Origin of the sequence: Nocardioides sp. NPDC059952 (assembly GCF_042730435.1) — a bacterium.
Lineage (GTDB): Bacteria > Actinomycetota > Actinomycetes > Propionibacteriales > Nocardioidaceae > Nocardioides.
Window position 1 is genome coordinate 3,394 of record NZ_JBHWLY010000128.1, and the last position, 3,568, is coordinate 6,961.

Here is a 3,568-nt window from a genome sequence, read left to right on the forward strand (position 1 = left end):
CGTCGGCCAGGCCGGCGCGCTCGGGTAGGTGGCCCTCGATGACGAGGGAGCCGTAGGCCTCGCGCACCTCGCCCTCGCGGAAGTCCTGCTCTCCGGTGCTCTTGTAGCGGTTCACCACGATGCCGAGCAGCTCGACCTCGCGCTGGTTCATGTTGAGCTCGCGCACGGTCTCGAAGGACTCCATCACGTTCTTGATGGCCTTGAGTCCGCTCTTGGTCGCGTCGGTGACGACCACGACACCGTCAGCAGCGATCAGGCCGGCGGTCAGGAGCCGGCCCAGGGAGGGCGGCATGTCGAAGAGGACCAGGTCGTAGCCGGCGGCGAGCTCCCGCAGGGCGCGCTCGGCGCGGTAGGGGCCCTCGAGCGCCGAATCCATCTCCGCCTTGGCCAGGTCGAGGCCGGAGCCGAGCACGTCGACGTTCTCCCACAGCGAGGGCCGGATCACCGGGACGTCCTCGGCCTTGTCGCTCATCATCGCGATCGTGCCGTCGTCGACGTCGTCCTCGCCCAGCAGGGCGTCTGTCGCGTTCGCCTGCGGGTCGAAGTCGCACACGAGCACCCGCAGGCCTCGCAGAGCAGCCGCCTCGGCCATGAGCAGCACGAACGACGTCTTCCCGGTGCCGCCCTTCTGGTTCCCGAAGAGCCAGCGGCGCCGCTCCCGGCCCGGCTCTGTGTCGAGCTGAGTGGTTTCCATCGCAAACCCCCTGCATTCCTCCCGGGGCCTATCCCCGGGATCTTCGCTAGAAACCATAGATGCTATAGGCACGATAGCACACCTAGCAGTGAAAGCAAGCCTAGAAAGTATAGCAATGCTATACACGCTATACAAATTACATTACATATCATTTCATTACTGATGAAATGATATGTAATGTAATGAAAATCTTGACGGGAAGGTGGCGTACGTGGCAGCATGGGCGCCATGAGCGAGAACTCACCTCAGACCGCCGGGGCCGGCGCCCCGGCCCGGGATCAGCGCGATGAAACCGGCTCCACGCCGGCCCCGGCCGCCTCGGCGGCCTCGACGAGCGCCCCGGCGCCCCGGATCTGCCGCTGGCCGGGCTGCACCAATGTCTTGCCCGCCTCCGCCGGCCGCGGCCGCCCGCCGGCCTGGTGCGGCGAGCTCGTCGACGGCGTACGCCACACCGCGGTGAACGCGCACCGCGCGAAGGCCAACTCGGCCGGGCCGTCGGCGACGTCGACGACTCCGGCAGGGGAGGAGATCCCTGAGGACCGGCCGGTGACCCGGGCCCGCGGCGAGATCGCCCGGGCAGCCGAGGCCGTCACTGCCAGCCTCGCCCAGTGGAAAGCGGACCAGGCCGCCGGCGAGCTGCGCCTGGCCGCGATCGCCGACCAGATGACCGCCGCCCTCCGCGACCTCGACGGCACCGCCGTCGACACCGAAACCGCCGCCGTACGCCGCGAGACCGCGGCCGCGATCGACGAGGCCGAGCAGGACCGCGACGACGCCCTCGAGGCCGCCAGGGTCGCCGAGGAGGCCGCCGAGACCGCGGCCGCGGCCGCCGAGGAAGCCATCAGCGACCTCGAGCTCGAGCAGACCGCGCGCCGGGCCGCCGAGGATGCCGAGAAGGCGGCCCGCGAGGCCGCGGCCGCCGCCGAGCAGGCCGCCACCGAAGCCCAGGCGGAGGTCACCCGCCTCGATGGCCTCGTCGACCAGGCGGAGAGCACCATCGCCGGCCTGCGAGCCGACCTCGAGCGCGCCACCGAGGAGAACGCCCGCCTGGCGGCCGCCCGGGACGACGCCCAGGCAGTCCGCCAGGACCTTGCCGCCGAGCTCGAGCAGGCCCGGGCTGCGTACGCCTCACAGCTCGCCGACGTCCGCGCCGATGCCGAGCAGGCCCGCCGCGAGCACCGTGCTGCCCTCGAGCAGCTGCGCGCCGAGCAGCGCGCGGCGCTCGAGGAGCTCCGGGCTGAGCACCGCACTGCCCTGGAGGAGCAGCGCGCCGAAGCGGCCGAGAGCCGCGAGGATCTGCGCAGCTCCCACGCCGAGGCGATCGCCGAGCTCCGCGGCCGCCTCGAGGACATGAAGACCGAGCGCGACCAGTTGCGCACCGAGGCCACCGCGGCCGCCAAGGCCCACCGCGAGGAGCTCGCCTCCGTCCGCGACGAGCTCGCCCGCCGGCCCGCGCAGAGCTAGCCGGCTCACGCCCCCCGCGAGCGCAGACCTGCAGCCCCTGCTGCAGGTCTGCAGGTCTGCTGCATCTTCGCTGCAGGTTGATTGCATCCTCGGTTCATTGACTGCGTAGTTTTGACTCCTAGGTGTCAAAATGGATCCATGGAGTCAAGCCAGCTGGTTGCCGCGCTCGAGCGGGTGTGGGCCTCGATCCAGCGCCGGCATGCGGATGTGCCGCCGGTCGTGGTCACCCTCGGCGCTGGCAGCCTGGGCCAGCGCGCCGGCGAGCTGACGCTGGGCCACTTCGCAGCTCGACGTTGGGCGACTCGCGACGTCGACGCGGCGACCGCCGACCCGAACGGGCTCGCGGCCACACTCAACGGCGGCATGGCCGAGCTCTTCGTCGGGGGAGAGGGCCTGGTCCAGGGCGCGGAATCGGTCCTGGAGACGCTGCTGCACGAGGCAGCGCACGGCGTGGCCGACGTACGCCGGATCAAGGACACCAGCCGCCAGGGCCGCTATCACAACGCCCGCTACAAGGTCTTGGGGGAGGAGCTGGGCCTGGTCATCACCCAGCACCCGCAGATCGGCTGGTCGCTCACCGAGCTCGCGCCCGGGACGAGCGAGGAGTACGCCGACGAGCTCGAGGAGCTTGCCGCGGCGCTGGTCGCCTACCGCTACGCCGAGGGCCAGGTCCCGGCCCTGCCCGGCGACCCGGGCGCCGAAGATGGCGCAGCTGGTGACGCCGGCGGGGGAGAGGCCGGCGCCGGCGGCCGCCGGCCCAAGAACGGCCTGGTGCTGGTCTGCGGCTGCCCCAAGCCCCGCAAAATCCGCGCCTCGGCCGCGGTCGTCGACGCCGGCCCGATCCTCTGCGGCGTGTGCGGCCAGGAGTTCACGGCCGCCAGCTGAGCCCGGCCCTGGCGCATTCGACCCCGCGACGTTACCTCTCGCCGGGCTGTCACATATCGCCTCGAGCTCGCACTTGCCTCAAGTGAAGGCACCGCGAGAGAGGAAAACCGACCGATGACGCCACGTCACAAAACCGGCCAGCTGGCCACCTTCACGAAGCGTGAAGACACCACGCTGCCCGCAGGCAACCCGATGACCACCCCGACCACGTACGCCGCCCGGTCGCCGGCCGCGCCGCCCCTGGTGCTGCTCTCGGCCTGGCTCGCCGGCTTGGGCGTTCGGTGCGCGTCGACGAGCGCGCACATCCGCCGTGCTGGCCGCTCCGAGGGGCAGCCGGCACGGCGGGAGCAAGATGTAGGACAAGGGCACCATAAGGTCCCCGACGGGGTCGCTGGGCGCGGCCGCGAGGGTGCTGTGAGCCCGGTCAGTACGGCGGTTCGTCGTGGGCAGCCCGGCGCTGCTCCTCGCGGAGCTCGAGGTAGTCACGCCGGGCCTGCTCCCGGCCGAACCGCTCCAGCTTCTGAA

General features: G+C 71.3%; 3 protein-coding genes. 2 read left to right on the forward strand and 1 reads right to left on the reverse strand.

Annotation, left to right across the window (positions count from 1 at the left end):
• On the reverse strand, nucleotides 1–694 hold a 694-nt coding region (locus ACFV9G_RS29360), incomplete at its 3' end, for a ParA family protein (RefSeq protein WP_378732932.1).
• Nucleotides 695–922: 228 nt separating this feature from the next.
• On the opposite strand from ACFV9G_RS29360, the gene ACFV9G_RS29365 reads away from it, so the two are divergent.
• The gene (locus tag ACFV9G_RS29365; protein WP_378732934.1) at nucleotides 923–2,158 is read left to right on the forward strand and encodes a hypothetical protein; all 1,236 of its coding nucleotides are present in this window, start codon (nucleotides 923–925) and stop codon (nucleotides 2,156–2,158) included.
• 138 nt (nucleotides 2,159–2,296) lie between these two features.
• Entirely contained in the window at nucleotides 2,297–3,043 is a 747-nt protein-coding gene (locus ACFV9G_RS29370; RefSeq protein ID WP_378732936.1) for a hypothetical protein, read from the forward strand.
• Nucleotides 3,044–3,568 lie beyond the last annotated feature (525 nt).